We start from the raw sequence: 13,788 nt of genomic DNA on the forward strand, positions 1-13,788 counted from the left end.
ATGGCCATAGAGCTTAAAATGCCCGCTCTGTCTCCAACGATGGAGGAAGGCACGCTGACCCGCTGGCTGGTAAAAGAAGGCGACTCCATCAAAGCTGGTGAAATTTTGGCTGAAATCGAAACCGATAAAGCCATCATGGAATTTGAAGCCGTTGATGAAGGCGTGATAACGAAAATCCTCATTCCCGAGGGTAGCGAAAATGTCAAAGTTGGCACCGCTATCGCTTATCTTGGGACGGATGCCAATGATGTGACCTTGGATGGCGCCTCTGCCGAAACCAAAGCAGAAGAAAGCGCCCCTGTTGCATCACCTGCCAAAACAGAGGCCGCAGCGGTTGAAGAAGCGGCAACGCCTTCATTGGGTAAAGTCATCAATTCCGCTCCCGAAATACCGGAAGGCACCGAATTCTTTCAGCAGACTTTGCGTGAAGCCTTACGCGATGCCATGGCCGAAGAAATGCGGCGCGATGACCGTGTTTTTGTTATGGGTGAAGAAGTCGCTGAATATCAGGGTGCCTATAAAGTCACGCAAGGGCTGTTGCAGGAATTTGGCGCGCGTCGTGTCGTGGATACGCCGATTTCCGAATATGGCTTTTCCGGTATTGGTGTGGGTGCCGCAATGGAAGGTTTGCGCCCTGTCATCGAATTCATGACCATGAATTTCTCGATGCAGGCGATTGACCATATTATCAATTCTGCGGCCAAAACGCATTATATGTCCGGCGGCCAAGTCCGTTGTCCTATCGTCTTCCGTGGGCCCAATGGGGCAGCCCCGCGCGTCGGCGCACAGCATACCCAGAATTTCGGGCCTTGGTATGCCGCCGTTCCCGGATTGGTCGTTCTTGCACCTTATGATGCCATTGATGCCAAGGGCTTGTTAAAAGCCGCTATCCGTTCCGATGACCCTGTTGTCTTTTTGGAATGTGAACTGCTTTACGGCAAGACTTTTGACGTGCCAAAAATGGATGATTTTGTTTTACCCATTGGTAAGGCGCGCATCATCCGTGAAGGCAAGGACGTCACGATTGTCAGCTATTCCATTGGTGTCTCTTTTGCACTGACCGCTGCCGAAGCTTTAGCCAAAGAAGGCATTGATGCGGAAGTAATCGACCTTAGGACGCTTCGCCCATTGGATAAGGAAACGATCCTTCAAAGTCTGGCCAAAACCAATCGTATTGTGACGGTAGAAGATGGCTGGCCGGTTTGCTCGATTTCTTCTGAAATTGCGGCCATTGCCATGGAAGAAGGCTTCGACAATTTGGATGCCCCTGTTTTGCGGGTAACCAATGCCGATACGCCGACTCCTTACGCCGAAAATCTCGAGAAAAAAGGCTTGGTCAATCCTGAAGCCATTATCGAGGCCGTCCGCAAGGTCTGCTATCGCAAGTAAATTGTAAAATTTTTATTTTTGTTCCCGAAATAGTTCGATACTGTCACATATCAAAGTTACACATAAAACTTATGATAATACCTGTCAGAATTTCAACTATTTCGGGAATGAGATATGTCAGCCGGATATAAGCCTCTTAAAAAACGAAAGCCGTGGATATCCGGCATTTTATCGCTCCTCTTGGGTTGCGCTGGATTATCGGTGGTTCACAGCGATGCCATTGCCGCAACGGCGCATGCAACGGCTCAATCAAAAACGCCTTTAATCCTGATTTCTATAGATGGTTTTCGGGCAGATTATATCAAACGGGGATTAACGCCCAATCTGGTCTCTTTGGCTAAAAATGGTAGCTATGCTAAAGTAATGCACCCCTCTTTCCCGTCTATCACTTTCCCCAATCATTATACCTTGGTCACTGGCCTTTATCCCGATCACCACGGTATTGTTGGCAATAATATGGACGATGCGCATATTACGCCCGATAGCCATTTTAAAATGAGCGATCATCAGGCCGTCACCGATCGGCGTTGGTGGGATGAAGGTGAACCGCTTTGGGTCACAGCAGAAAAACAAGGCGTTGTTTCAGCCACGATGTTCTGGCCGGGGTCCGAAGCTGACATCGAAGGTGTTCGCCCTGAAATGTGGCGGCAATTCGATAGTCATGTGCCTTTCTCAGAAAGAGTCGATCAAGTCTTTTCATGGCTGGCTTATCCTGAAAAGAAACGTCCGCAATTCATCACGCTCTATTTTGAAAATGTCGATCATGCGGGACATCTTTACGGGCCCGATTCCCAAGAGGTGAACGACAATCTGGTCAAGATCGATCAAACCATCGGGCAGCTGGTGCAGGGCTTAAAGCAACGCGGTATCAAGGCCAATCTGGTCATCGTCTCTGATCATGGTATGGCTGCAACCTCTTCCGATCGGGTTGTCGCCTTGAATAAAATCCTCGATCCCAGCCTTTATCATGTCGTCACCGGCGGTGCTTATGCGGGTATTGAACCCAGCTCCGGCCATAGCCTCAAAGATCTTGAGCCTTTATTTGCCTCCCATGACCATATGCAATGTTGGCCGAAACAGCAGATTCCAGCTCGTTTTCATTATGGCCAAAATCCACGGGTTCCCGCGGTTGTCTGCGCGGCCGAAGTCGGCTGGTCGATCATGGGTGATGATAGCATGGCGGCGCATGCCACCAAGGGCAATCATGGCTATGACAACCAAACGCCTGAAATGGGTGCTTTATTTATCGCCAATGGGCCCGCTTTCCAAAAGCATAAAGTGATCGAATCCATGGACAATATTGATGTCCAACCTTTGGTCGCACAGGTCTTAAAGCTGAAAGCACCGAAAGGCGATAGCAGCCTAACAGCTTCCGACATCGAACAGCGTTTTCTCGCTCAATAATAAAACTGCGCCAAAGGCTCAAACAGCCTTTGGCGTTATTTCGCTTGTGCCGATTCCGAAAGCGAATCAACCAAGGCCATAATCGGGGATAAATCGTAACCGGCATTGGCGGCTTCTGCGAAAAGAATATCAGCCTCGGATTCCCCTGTTGCCGCGCTGGCCAATGCCCATAAAAAGGCGGAACGTGTTCCGCTAAAACAATAGGCTAATATCGGCTTATCTGCTTTTTTCAAAGTCTCTGCCATTGCAACTACGGCCTTTTCATCCAGACCACCGGCGCGAACGGGAATAGCGATATATCCAAGCCCTTCCTCCTTAGCTGCGGCTTCAATAACGCTGCCAGCAGGTTGATTAGGACTTTCCCCATCGGGACGATTATTGATGATGTACCGAAACCCCTGACGGGCAGCTTCCTTGACGTCCTCAACCGATAGTTGGGGACTAACAGCGATTTCACTATTCAGACGTTTAAAACGGTTCATTTCTATCCCCGATTATATGGATTGACAGAATTATGCCACGAAAAGCAAAGGGGCAGGGGACAAAAAAACGATAACAGTAAGATGCCTAATAACTGACCAAAGATGATTTCGGCTGGATAGCCGCGCCCCGATCACAGTCCTTCACTCCAGCCAATCTGATATAAAGCCGAAATGAGAATCCGGCATTGATAAAACAGAATCCTTTTGAACTCGCTACGGATCCCTTGTTGCCGTCCCGATATCGCCGCGCTTTTTGTGAAGCGCTATCCGCTATCACCTTCTGTTATTTTTTACTTGTTTAAAAAGCCAGTCTCTAGCCGCTTTGATATAAAAGAATTTGCGCGCGGATGCCATGTGATCGACCCCTTTAAAAGTCAGGAAGGTAATATTCCCGTTTTTATCGAGATAGCTATTGATCTGATGGGTTAGTGATTTCTGATTATCGACAGGAAAAATCAATGAAGGGTCAAGCGTCTCTTCAGGACGGATAACTACGCCACCGGCTTCTCTCCAGACGGGGACACATTTTTCATTCCACGGGGTCGCATTGTGGTCTTCTGTTCCAGTGATAATCAGCAATTTTTGCCGAGCAAGACTACGAACATCACTAGGCCGCTGTTGACCGGCAATAATTAGACCGGCAGCAAAAGTATCAGGATGCTTCGCCATAAGCCAAAGAGAGGTCATCGCTCCCATTGACCATCCGGTGCAATAGACTCTTCTAGGATCAATTTTTAAGACTTTATCGCGGCGATCTTCGAGATTGGGATTACCGTAATTCCATGTGTTTTTTAGAAGCGATTCGACCAGCTTATAGGTGTTTTCGACATCATATGTATGTTCCCAATAGTCATTCATGGTTGTCCGCTCGTAACGGGGCGTGATTACAACACATTCATGCTCCGCCTGTTCTTCAGGCAGACTCCACAGACTAGCGATACATTGCTCGGTTAATGTTTGGGTACAATTCCCGTCATAACTGGTGCCGGAATGGGTAATAGCTAATAATAGTGGATAGGACTGGCGCTCTCCTCCGGCTTTCAAAAAAGACTTCGGCAAGTAAATACTATATTCCAACCATGCCGAACGCGTATCATCCCACCACCAGTGATTTTGTTCCCAATCATCGACACCGCGAATAACGACATGATTCCCTCGGCGATCAGAATTGCTCCATGCGGCTTTACTGGGGGGATAAAGACTTCCTTTAACAGATTTAATCGCTTTATTTTGCAGGATAACCACTCTGTCACTATCTGCTGTTGGAAGACTTAGATCTGAATCATGCGCAAATTCGATAATGACATATGAGCCATTTTTTGCGGCATTTCGTCCTAATTGAGGCGCATCATTCGTATAAATGGCGACTATAGAGCGATCTTTTGCGGGTTCAGTAGATTGATTTTTATCTGGCTCTTGCGGCATACCCGCAAAAAAGCCCTTAGCCACAGGGTAAACCGCCGCCTTATAACTATCCAATTTTAAACTGCTGGGATCAATATCGCTATCGTATTCCACAGCAATACCATAAACTTTTTCACCGCCACCCGTCACTTCACAAAGCGCATAGACTCTCTGAATACCCGATGTTTTGGCCTGATCTGACTTGCTATCCAGATCAGGGGCGGCGGCTCTAAATCCGTTACCATTTCCCAAGGCATATGATTTTTGTGTCCCCAATAAAGCGCCTGCTAAAGTTGCTCCGGCTGCCACAAAATTCCGTCTTGAGACCTCGGTCATCGTTTTTCTCTGCTTTCAAGGAAAAGATATCTATCAAATTTCTAACATTCTTTACAATGAATATGCCCTGAAAAGGACATTTCACGATAAAGATTAGGCTTAAGAAAGCAGAGGAAGGATCAATTTTTAAAGAATAAAGATCAGGCCTTTTCTTGCTGCATCAGAGCAATCGCAGCATCGCTCGCCAATTGGTCGGCTCTTTCATTATCGGGATGTCCGGCATGCCCTTTGACCCATTTCCACGCAATGTCATGTTGGCGGGTCAATGCTAAAAGTTGCTTCCACAAATCGGCATTTTTAACCGGTTTTTTAGCCGCAGTAAGCCAGCCATTTTTTTGCCAGCCGTGAATCCAGCGGGTCAAGCCATCCATTACATATTTGCTATCGGTGGAAAGCTCTATCTGGCAAGGCTTTTTAAGGCAGGAGAGGGCTTCAATAACAGCCTGTAATTCCATCCGGTTATTGGTTGTGGGATTTTCAGAACCGGAAATCGCTTTTTCATGCCCCTGATAACGAAGAAGCGCACCCCAGCCACCAAAGCCGGGGTTGCCTTTGCACGCGCCATCCGTCGCGATCATGACGATTTTATCTTGTGTCGAGGAATCAGGCATCAAGTCAGAAGCCCAAAGACTCGAAAGAAGCCTCTCGATAAAAACGCAGTCTCTTGAAAAAGTCACGCGGGTCTTTTGGCACAACCAAAGCATCAGGCGGCGTATTGACCCAATCCCATGCCCGCGTCAGCAAGAAGCGCAAAGCTGCTCCCCGCAGCAAGACAATAAAGGCGGCTCGCTCTTCTTCCGTCAGGGCAAAGCTCTGATGATAGCCTTTAATCAAAGCTTTCGCATGATCGGCAAGGAAATGGTTCTCTTGATCGAAACACCATGCACTATAGGTAATGGCTAAATCCCATGCACGGACTTCGGTGCAGGCAAAATAGAAATCGATAACGCCTTTTAAGCTGTCGCCTTCAAATAACACATTATCGGGAAATAAATCGGCATGAATAACTGAACGGGGCAGATCTTTCGGCCAGAATTCATCGAGATAATCCAGCTCTTTTTTAACCTCGTCCCCCATATGGGCTTCGATCTGGTTCATGGCTTCAAAACCACATTTTTCAGCCAGAATATGCCAATTTTCAAGATCGAGGCTGTTTTTCCGATTTTCCGAAAAATGGGTCAGACTTTTATGCATTTTACCCAGCATTTCACCGGTAGCACGGGTCTGTTCCGCATTAGGGGTGGGCGTCCAACGCCCTTGCAAAAATTCGATCAGGCAGGCAGGCCGTCCAGCCAATGTCTGTATCTGTTTTCCGTCATGGCTTTTCCATGCTTTGGGAACTGGCAGATTTTCAGCCGCCAAATGATCGGTCAAAGCCATAAAGAAAGGCAGCTCTTCGGGATTTACCCGTTTTTCATATAATGTCAGAATATACGAGCGGACATCGGTCGTAATCAGGTAATTGCTGTTTTCGACGCCTTCAGTAATCCCTTTTATCGACAGCAACCGGCCTGAATCCGGATAAAGATCTAAGAATGAAGAGACTTCCTCATCGCTGACCGAAGTATATACAGCCATGTACCACTATTCCTGCTTTATCGAATGGCTCAACATAATTCCTCTCCTGTCCTCTTTGGCATAAGACAGGATTGAAAATTACACTGGCATTTTTGAACACCATTCTTTTATTTTTATTCGACCTTTTGTTACGCCTTACCTGTTTTTTATCAAGTCGGGCGATAGGCTATTTCTTTATAAGCAAGGCAATAATGGGGCAGAATCGGCAAAAATTTTGCCGATAGCGTATTTATTTACACTTTCCCGTCTTCTTTTGCCTTATTTTCCTTGTTGCCAAGAAGCGCCGGTTCAAAAATCAAAGCGCAAATCAGCGTCCAGACCAAAGAAATCATCAAGATTTTGCCCATGCTGGCCGTTCCCGGATGAGAAGACAGCCACAGACTACCAAAGGCCGTGCCTGTTGCCATAGCCGAGAAAAAGACAGCATGCGCCAAACTAGATTGCAGCAGGTTGCGTTCGCCATTCCGCCAAGCCATAACAAAATAAATATGAAAGGCCACACCCACCCCGAATAACAGCGGGAAGGCGATAATATTGGCGAAGTTGATCGGCTGGTCAATGATAACGCAGCTTGCCAAAGTCAGGAAAATCGAAAGGATAATCGGTGCCAAGGTAAAGGCGACCTCCCGAACATTCCGAAGAACGATAAACAGCAAAAGACAGACGGTAATAAAGGCAAGAATACCCGCTTCGATAAAGGCCTTGGCAATCGTATAGGCGGCGGCTTGGGTCGAAATCGGCATACCCGAAGCTGTCGGAACGATCTTCTGAACCGCTTTCGCAAAGCGGATAAGATTTTCATTGTTATTGCTGTCGCCTGACGGGAAAACTTCGATGCGGATACGGCCATCTTTCGTTGTCCAGCCCTCTTTCAAAGTCTGGGGTAAGGCTTCTGGTGTTACCGCTTCGGCTTGTAGCATCGCCCTCATTTGATCAAGCATGACCGCCAAGGGCATACAGAACATTTCATTGGTAGCCTGTCGCGTTGCCGCAGAACTTCTGGCAAGGCTATCGAGCGAATCTGCCAAGCTACGAGCATCGCTGGCCGAGGCTTGGGTGCTGGTGCCTGCCGCTTCTCTCAAAGAGGTCGCCGTTTGCCGCAAGGAAAGCTGTACTTCCTCATCGCTTGGGGCAGCCTGCGTCTCAATCGGGTTAACCGTCGGATCAAGGATCATATTGGCATCGGAAATAACCGCCAATTTGGGTTCTTGATTGGTCGGCACAAAACTGTCGATCGTGACGACCTGATCGACTTCCGGCAATTTGGACAGGCGTTTCACCCAGTCTTCGGCTGTTTTGCTATTCGGGGCGACAATATCAATCGTGTTCGGTGTCTGATTAGGGTCTTTCATCAAGGACAAAAGAGTCGACATCGCTTCCCCTTTGGGATTCCTCAAATGCAACGGGTTAAAGTCGAATTGTACCCAAGGCAGAAGAATGATGCTAATCAGGGTCAGCCCCAAAAAGCTTCCGATAACCCAACGTCTTTCTTTAACCAGAAAATGATCGACTGGCGCCATATTGCGCCAACCCACATGATGCCGCGGTGGGCGAGGGCGAAACAGCATTAAAAAAGCGGGCAGCATCGTTACCGAGAAGAACAAGGCAATCAAAATGCCAACACCGGCAATCATCCCTAATTCGGAAATCCCGATATAGGCTGTCGGCAAAAAGGACAGAAAACCAAGGCAAACGGCACCGGCTGCCAATAACAAGGAATGACCCAACGCATTGGCGGCATTCAAAAGCGCCGTGGGCTGATTGGGTTCTGTTTCCAATTCGGCTAAAAAACGTACCGAAAGCTGAATCCCAAAATCTACCCCTAAACCGACAAAAAGCGGAATAAAGGCGACAGAAATGAGGTTGAATCGCCCGACTGTTATCAGACCAACCGCAGCCGTCACAATCAATCCGGCAATGGTCGTCAACATAATTGCCGCAACAATACTGGGGGAGCGCACCGCCAACCACAGGGTGATAAGCATCGCGCCAATCATTGCGCCTGCAACCAACCAGATTTTATCCGCTAAAGAAGCAAATTCTTCATCCGCCAAAGGCACGGATCCGGTTAAACGGATATCGACGCCATGATCGGCATCCAATTTCAGATCACTAGCAGCCTTATGAATAGCATTGCTGGCCTCAATCCCCGGCATCAAAGCACTTAGATCAAGAACAGGCTGTGCCAAAATTAACCGTTTTAGAGGCGGTTTCAGTGCTGGATTTTTGCTTGAGAAAAGCAGTTGCCAAGAAAACCATGTCTGTTTTCCAGAAAGCTGGTCACGGATAGCCTTATCAATCGAACGGATTGGGGTCTGGATTTGATCCAGATTAGCCATATGGCGGTTGACCCCCATCAACATGGTATTCAGGGCGTTATTGATTCCTCTTAAAGAAGGATCGGAAGCCAGAGGGCCTAAAAAAGGCTGTGCTGAAATCAGCTGTTGCATCGTATCTTGAACATCCGGCAACTGGCCGAACAAGATACCTTCACGGGCAAAAAATTCGCCGCCATCAGGTCGCGTCACCGTCAGAAAATGCTTTTTATCCTGTCCCAATTTCTCGCTTAATCGGGCGGCAGCAGATTCTGCCAATTCCGGTGTTTGTCCTTCCACAACGATCAGGGTTGTCCCCCCTGTAGATGGAAAAGCATCGGCAAATCTATCTTCATTGACGCGATAGGTTACCTTGGGAGAAATAAGGGTCGCCGTATCCGTATTGATCGCAAAATGGCTCGCCGCGAAATAGGCAGAGACCAGCGTTAAGAAAAGGGTGAAGGCGAGAACAGGCAGAGGAAAGCGACAGCTTATACCTGCGAGACGCGTTACAAGAAAACGATGCATGATGTGTCCGATATCACGAGATCAATCCGTATGGCTAGCCCAAGCGCCTTAGCTGTTACAACCGGACGATTCAGAATAAAAGATAACTTGGATCATAAAGTCATATCTTCTGTTACTTTTGTAGTCAGTTCAACGACTTCGACAGGCTTTGAGTTCCGTTGTAATGCAGCCGTTACGGCAGCAACGATGCCATCAGCATCAAGACCAGCTTCGGCATATTGCCGTTCTTGCTTGTCCTGCGGCTGGAACCGATCCGGCAGACGCAGGGTGCGGATTTTCAATCCGTCATCCATCAGGCCTTCATCCGAAGCCATCGTCAGGACTTGGGTTGCAAAACCACCCAAAGCGCCTTCTTCAATGGTAATAATGACCTGATGGCTTTTCAGAAGTTGGCGGGTCAGCGCTTCATCCAAGGGCTTAGCAAAGCGCATATCAGCAACCGATGTCGACAAACCTTGAGCATCAAGCCGATCGGCAGCCTTCAAGGATTCTTCCAATCGAGTGCCGAGAGATAGGATAGCAACCTTTTTACCGCGACGGATCAGGCGACCTTTCCCGATAGGCAGAATTTCCTTTTCGCCTTCCAAGGAGACACCCACACCATTACCACGCGGATAACGCACCGAGATCGGGCCTTGGTCATAATGCGCCATGCTATGCACCATATTGGCCAATTCCCGTTCATCGGAAGGCGCCATCACGACCATATTCGGGAGATTAACCATAAAGGCGAGGTCGAAGCTACCCGCATGGGTTGCCCCATCGGCACCGACAAGACCCGCACGATCGACGGCGAAGCGCACCGGCAAATTCTGGATAGCGACATCATGCACCAACTGGTCATAGCCGCGCTGCAAGAAGGTCGAATAGAGACAACAGAAAGGCTTGTAACCGGCAGCCGCTAAACCAGCTGCAAAGGTTACGGCATGTTGTTCGGCAATACCGACATCAAACATTCTTTCAGGAAAATATTGCTGGAAGCGATCAAGACCGGTGCCAGTCGGCATAGCTGCCGTAATGGTCACAATCTTATCGTCTTGCTTAGCTTCCTTGATCAGCTGTTCCGAGAAAACAGAGGTATAGCTGGGAGGCCCCGGGGGGGCTTTCGCCTGCTTGCCGGAAACCACATCCAAGCGCTGCACGGCGTGATATTTATCCTTGGCCGCTTCAGCCGGAGCATAGCCTTGGCCTTTGCGGGTGACGACATGCACCAAAATGGGGCCGTCCTTGGCATCGCGGACATTTTCCAAAACCGGAATGAGCTGATCTAAATTATGACCATCCACGGGGCCAACATAGTAAAAGCCCAGCTCTTCAAAGAAGGTGCCACCGGTTGCCATACCACGCGCATATTCATCAGCCTTGCGGGCAGCCGTTGCCAAGCCTTTTGGCATCCGGTTGACAACACCGCGCATGATATCGCGCAAATTCATGAAAGGCCGTGAGGAAATCAGGCGGCTCAAATAAGAAGATAAGGCGCCTACCGGCGGTGAAATCGACATTTCATTGTCATTCAAAATGACAATCAGGCGCTTACCCGCCGCCTTGGCGTTATTCATAGCTTCATAAGCCATGCCTGCCGTCATCGAGCCATCACCGATAATCGCAACCGCTTTGTCATCGCTGTCGGATAATTTGCTGGCCATCGCAAAGCCGAGCGCCGCAGAAATAGAAGTCGAACTATGCGCGGCTCCAAAAGCGTCATATTCGCTCTCCGCGCGCTGCGTAAAGCCCGATAAGCCGTCACGTTGCCGCAATGTCCGAATACGATCACGGCGACCTGTTAAAATCTTGTGAGGATAGGTTTGATGCCCAACATCCCAGACCAAAGCATCTTTGGGCGTGTTGAAAACATAATGAAGGGCTACCGTTAATTCGATAACCCCTAGACCGGAACCGAGATGTCCGCCGGTCACACCCACTGCCGAGATGGTCTCTTTCCGTAATTCATCCGCCAATTGCCGGAGGCTGTTGCGATCTAATTGACGCAATTCTGCCGGTGTCTTGATCTTGTCTAACAACGGCGTCTTTTTATTCGGAAACATAGGCCTGAAATCAAACTCTGCATTAGGCATTTACCCGATAAAACGAAAAGCGGTTTTAACAAGGTAAAGACTTTATCTGAAAAATATTTCGTCGCCTTCATAAGGCAAACGCGGCTTTTCTGTACACTTTCACCGCCTGGATGTAAAAATAATAAAGCAAGCGAGCAAAAGGCCAGCTATCAAAGAATTTCCCGCTATTAAACCCGAAAAGATTTCTGCCATGGCTGAAATCGGGGCGAAAATCCTGATAATAGGCTTTAAATGGCAAATTATTTATGACGGTAGGCTTAATAGCCTGTAAAAATTTGTAACAATATTTTTTGTTTTTGCAATAAACAAAAACAAATGCCTCCGATTAGAAATCGGAGGCATTGTTTGCTTGAAAATCAAGACAGGACGGAAAACCGTTTTCCTGTTTTGAAATTAGAAAGCGCTCAGGAAGAGTTCTTCAACTTCTTTCTGATCACCCTGACGCGGGTTGGTCAGAGCACAAGCATCTTTCAGAGCGTGGTCAGCAAGAAGCGGCACATCTTCTTTCTTAGCACCCAGCTCGGTCAGATTTGCTGGAATACCAATGGAAGCAGCCAGATCGCGAACAGCCTGAATGGTGGCTTCTGCGCCTTCTTTATCGCCGAGATTGGCGATATCGAGACCCATAGCAACACCAACGTCTTTCAGACGACCAGCAACGACAGAGGCGTTATAAGCCAGAACATGCGGAAGCAGAACAGCGTTGCAGACACCATGCGGCAGGTTGTAGTAACCGCCCAACTGGTGAGCCATAGCATGGACATAACCAAGCGAAGCGTTGTTGAAGGCCATACCAGCGAGGAATTGGGCATAAGCCATAGCTTCACGAGCTGGCATATCCTTACCGTTGTCGCAAGCGGTCTTCAGATTCTTAGCGATCATGGAAGCTGCTTTCAAAGCGCAAGCATCGGTGATCGGAGTAGCTGCCGTTGAAGAATAAGCTTCAAATGCGTGGGTCAGAGCATCCATACCGGTGGCGGCGGTCAGGCCTTTTGGCATACCAACCATCAACAGAGGATCGTTGACGGAAACCATCGGGGTAACGTGACGGTCAACAATGGCCATCTTAACGTGACGGACTTCATCAGTGATGATGCAGAAACGCGTCATTTCAGAAGCCGTACCAGCCGTCGTGTTGATTGACATCAAAGGCAGGGCAGGTTTCTTAGATTTGTCGATACCTTCGTAGTCTTTGACTTCACCACCATTGGTTGCGACCAGAGCGATGGCTTTGGCGCAGTCATGGGGAGAACCACCACCGAGGGAGATGACGAAGTCTGAATTGTTATCCTTCAGGATCTTAAGGCCTTCCAGAACTGCGGTAACAGTCGGGTTCGGCATAACGCCATCATAAACAGCAGAATTAATACCCTGTGTTTTCAACAGGTCAGCAACCTGCTTCACAACACCGGATTTGTTCATGAAAGCATCAGAAACGATCAGGGCATTTTTAAAGCCGCTGCCGTTAAGATCCTTGATTGCTTTTTCAAGCGAACCTTCGCCCATTTCGTTGACGAAAGGAATATAAAAAGTTGAAGAAGCCATAGCTATAACCTCACCCTACATACTAGTTTAAAGCAACAACCCGAAAACAACCATTTTCGCGAAATCGCTTTCTATTGTTTTTGCGTTTTAATCCCGTTTTCGAGACGTTTTCTCAAAGTTTTTCCTGAAAACGAGTAAAATCACCAATTTTACGCATTTTCAGCAATCGGGCAGCGCAAAAGCAATATGTCTATCAGTTTTATCAGATCAAGGGGTTCGCTTTATTCCAGCACATTTATAGTCTGTTTAACGAAGCGACCTCTATTTTCTGAAAGCCGAGATTTTTCTACTCGCGACAGCGGTGATGAGCAAGGCTGCTTGTTCTTTCTAAATATGTATTTTTTACATCAAGACTTATGCAAATTATGAAAAAGTTGTCTTTTTATTATGAAGTATTATTTAATAATTGGGATGTGGTTACCGATTTTGCCTTTAAATTAAAATAATAAATTTCAGGCGAAATATTTTAAAATAAAACATTTATGTTAAATTTTAAGAAAGGAAATTTTGAAGAATCTGTTATTTTGTTCGTTTTTGAGGCTTTTTAGGGAAAGATAAGACTAAAAATAACATAGTTGTTAGGCATTCATTCCAATTTATTGTTCAAATATTAAAAGCCAAATTGTAAATAGAAAACAAGAAAATATCGTATATGGTAAAATATACTGTATAAATTGCACGACATTAAAATAAAGACATTTTCAGATATCTAAATAGATTATGAAAAAGAAA

General features: G+C 47.4%; 9 protein-coding genes. 2 read left to right on the plus strand and 7 right to left on the minus strand.

Going from position 1 to position 13,788, the window contains the following annotated elements; genetic code table 11:
- Nucleotides 1–1,389 (plus strand): pyruvate dehydrogenase complex E1 component subunit beta, encoded by a 1,389-nt coding sequence (locus ZMOB_RS07955; RefSeq protein WP_011241359.1) that lies wholly within the window; start codon nucleotides 1–3, stop codon nucleotides 1,387–1,389.
- Nucleotides 1,390–1,503: 114 nt separating this feature from the next.
- The gene (locus tag ZMOB_RS07960; RefSeq protein ID WP_014501116.1) at nucleotides 1,504–2,793 is read left to right on the plus strand and encodes an alkaline phosphatase family protein; all 1,290 of its coding nucleotides are present in this window, start codon (nucleotides 1,504–1,506) and stop codon (nucleotides 2,791–2,793) included.
- 35 nt (nucleotides 2,794–2,828) lie between these two features.
- On the opposite strand, the gene ZMOB_RS07965 is transcribed toward ZMOB_RS07960, so the two are convergent.
- The 7 genes from ZMOB_RS07965 to yiaY all read right to left on the minus strand — a co-directional run bounded on the left by ZMOB_RS07965 (nucleotide 2,829) and on the right by yiaY (nucleotide 13,056).
- On the minus strand, nucleotides 2,829–3,275 hold the full coding sequence (locus tag ZMOB_RS07965; protein ID WP_011241357.1) for a protein tyrosine phosphatase family protein: 447 nt from the start codon (nucleotides 3,273–3,275) through the stop codon (nucleotides 2,829–2,831).
- A gap of 273 nt (nucleotides 3,276–3,548) precedes the next feature.
- Nucleotides 3,549–5,015 carry a prolyl oligopeptidase family serine peptidase gene (locus tag ZMOB_RS07970; RefSeq protein ID WP_014501117.1) on the minus strand — a complete coding sequence of 489 codons (1,467 nt, stop codon included), beginning with the start codon at nucleotides 5,013–5,015 and terminating at the stop codon, nucleotides 3,549–3,551.
- A gap of 140 nt (nucleotides 5,016–5,155) precedes the next feature.
- Entirely contained in the window at nucleotides 5,156–5,626 is a 471-nt protein-coding gene (rnhA, locus tag ZMOB_RS07975; protein ID WP_011241355.1) for a ribonuclease HI, read from the minus strand.
- Between the two features lie 4 nt (nucleotides 5,627–5,630).
- Nucleotides 5,631–6,593, minus strand: a complete 963-nt coding sequence (gene thrB / locus ZMOB_RS07980; protein WP_014501118.1) for a homoserine kinase — start codon at nucleotides 6,591–6,593, stop codon at nucleotides 5,631–5,633.
- Nucleotides 6,594–6,826: 233 nt separating this feature from the next.
- Nucleotides 6,827–9,436, minus strand: coding sequence for an MMPL family transporter (locus tag ZMOB_RS07985; protein ID WP_014501119.1), 2,610 nt, complete (start codon nucleotides 9,434–9,436; stop codon nucleotides 6,827–6,829).
- Between the two features lie 92 nt (nucleotides 9,437–9,528).
- A complete protein-coding gene (gene dxs / locus ZMOB_RS07990) occupies nucleotides 9,529–11,481 on the minus strand; it encodes a 1-deoxy-D-xylulose-5-phosphate synthase (protein ID WP_014501120.1) in 1,953 nt (650 codons plus the stop codon).
- 423 nt (nucleotides 11,482–11,904) lie between these two features.
- A complete protein-coding gene (gene yiaY, locus ZMOB_RS07995) occupies nucleotides 11,905–13,056 on the minus strand; it encodes an L-threonine dehydrogenase (RefSeq protein WP_014501121.1) in 1,152 nt (383 codons plus the stop codon).
- Between the last annotated feature and the right edge of the window lie 732 nt (nucleotides 13,057–13,788).

The organism is Zymomonas mobilis subsp. mobilis ATCC 10988, assembly GCF_000175255.2.
Classification (GTDB): domain Bacteria; phylum Pseudomonadota; class Alphaproteobacteria; order Sphingomonadales; family Sphingomonadaceae; genus Zymomonas; species Zymomonas mobilis.

Excerpts from the sequence above, each read along its gene's own strand:
- ZMOB_RS07955 (WP_011241359.1), top strand. The coding sequence starts at position 1 with ATGGCCATAGAGCTTAAAATGCCCGCTCTGTCTCCAACGATGGAGGAA.
- ZMOB_RS07960 (WP_014501116.1), top strand. The coding sequence starts at position 1,504 with ATGTCAGCCGGATATAAGCCTCTTAAAAAACGAAAGCCGTGGATATCC.
- ZMOB_RS07965 (WP_011241357.1), bottom strand. The coding sequence starts at position 3,275 with ATGAACCGTTTTAAACGTCTGAATAGTGAAATCGCTGTTAGTCCCCAA.
- ZMOB_RS07970 (WP_014501117.1), bottom strand. The coding sequence starts at position 5,015 with ATGACCGAGGTCTCAAGACGGAATTTTGTGGCAGCCGGAGCAACTTTA.
- rnhA (WP_011241355.1), bottom strand. The coding sequence starts at position 5,626 with ATGCCTGATTCCTCGACACAAGATAAAATCGTCATGATCGCGACGGAT.
- thrB (WP_014501118.1), bottom strand. The coding sequence starts at position 6,593 with ATGGCTGTATATACTTCGGTCAGCGATGAGGAAGTCTCTTCATTCTTA.
- ZMOB_RS07985 (WP_014501119.1), bottom strand. The coding sequence starts at position 9,436 with ATGCATCGTTTTCTTGTAACGCGTCTCGCAGGTATAAGCTGTCGCTTT.
- dxs (WP_014501120.1), bottom strand. The coding sequence starts at position 11,481 with ATGTTTCCGAATAAAAAGACGCCGTTGTTAGACAAGATCAAGACACCG.
- yiaY (WP_014501121.1), bottom strand. The coding sequence starts at position 13,056 with ATGGCTTCTTCAACTTTTTATATTCCTTTCGTCAACGAAATGGGCGAA.